This window comes from Lactiplantibacillus fabifermentans DSM 21115 (assembly GCF_000498955.2).
GTDB classification, from domain to species: Bacteria; Bacillota; Bacilli; order Lactobacillales; family Lactobacillaceae; genus Lactiplantibacillus; species Lactiplantibacillus fabifermentans.
On sequence record NZ_AYGX02000121.1, the window covers coordinates 1 to 1,615 of the forward strand.

Annotated in this window: 1 rRNA gene; it reads left to right on the plus strand. The window is 50.7% G+C overall.

The window, feature by feature from the left end:
- Positions 1-17 precede the first annotated feature (17 nt).
- Positions 18-1,583, plus strand: a 16S ribosomal RNA gene (locus DY78_RS10740).
- Positions 1,584-1,615 lie beyond the last annotated feature (32 nt).

Sequence of the window (1,615 nt, forward strand, 5' to 3'; positions counted from 1 at the left end):
TTTTTAGAACTCATCATTAATTTGAGAGTTTGATCCTGGCTCAGGACGAACGCTGGCGGCGTGCCTAATACATGCAAGTCGAACGAACTCTGGTATTGATTGGTACTTGTATCATGATTTACATTTGAGTGAGTGGCGAACTGGTGAGTAACACGTGGGAAACTTGCCCAGAAGCGGGGGATAACACCTGGAAACAGATGCTAATACCGCATAACAACTTGGACCGCATGGTCCGAGTTTGAAAGATGGTTTCGGCTATCACTTCTGGATAGTCCCGCGGCGCATTAGCTAGATGGTGAGGTAACGGCTCACCATGGCAATGATGCGTAGCCGACCTGAGAGGGTAATCGGCCACATTGGGACTGAGACACGGCCCAAACTCCTACGGGAGGCAGCAGTAGGGAATCTTCCACAATGGACGAAAGTCTGATGGAGCAACGCCGCGTGAGTGAAGAAGGGTTTCGGCTCGTAAAACTCTGTTGTTAAAGAAGAACATATCTGAGAGTAACTGTTCAGGTATTGACGGTATTTAACCAGAAAGCCACGGCTAACTACGTGCCAGCAGCCGCGGTAATACGTAGGTGGCAAGCGTTGTCCGGATTTATTGGGCGTAAAGCGAGCGCAGGCGGTTTTTTAAGTCTGATGTGAAAGCCTTCGGCTCAACCGAAGAAGTGCATCGGAAACTGGGAAACTTGAGTGCAGAAGAGGACAGTGGAACTCCATGTGTAGCGGTGAAATGCGTAGATATATGGAAGAACACCAGTGGCGAAGGCGGCTGTCTGGTCTGTAACTGACGCTGAGGCTCGAAAGTATGGGTAGCAAACAGGATTAGATACCCTGGTAGTCCATACCGTAAACGATGAATGCTAAGTGTTGGAGGGTTTCCGCCCTTCAGTGCTGCAGCTAACGCATTAAGCATTCCGCCTGGGGAGTACGACCGCAAGGTTGAAACTCAAAGGAATTGACGGGGGCCCGCACAAGCGGTGGAGCATGTGGTTTAATTCGAAGCTACGCGAAGAACCTTACCAGGTCTTGACATACTATGCAAATCTAAGAGATTAGACGTTCCCTTCGGGGACATGGATACAGGTGGTGCATGGTTGTCGTCAGCTCGTGTCGTGAGATGTTGGGTTAAGTCCCGCAACGAGCGCAACCCTTATTATCAGTTGCCAGCATTAAGTTGGGCACTCTGGTGAGACTGCCGGTGACAAACCGGAGGAAGGTGGGGATGACGTCAAATCATCATGCCCCTTATGACCTGGGCTACACACGTGCTACAATGGATGGTACAACGAGTTGCGAACTCGCGAGAGTAAGCTAATCTCTTAAAGCCATTCTCAGTTCGGATTGTAGGCTGCAACTCGCCTACATGAAGTCGGAATCGCTAGTAATCGCGGATCAGCATGCCGCGGTGAATACGTTCCCGGGCCTTGTACACACCGCCCGTCACACCATGAGAGTTTGTAACACCCAAAGTCGGTGGGGTAACCTTCGGGGACCAGCCGCCTAAGGTGGGACAGATGATTAGGGTGAAGTCGTAACAAGGTAGCCGTAGGAGAACCTGCGGCTGGATCACCTCCTTTCTAAGGAATATTACGGAAACCTACACACGCGT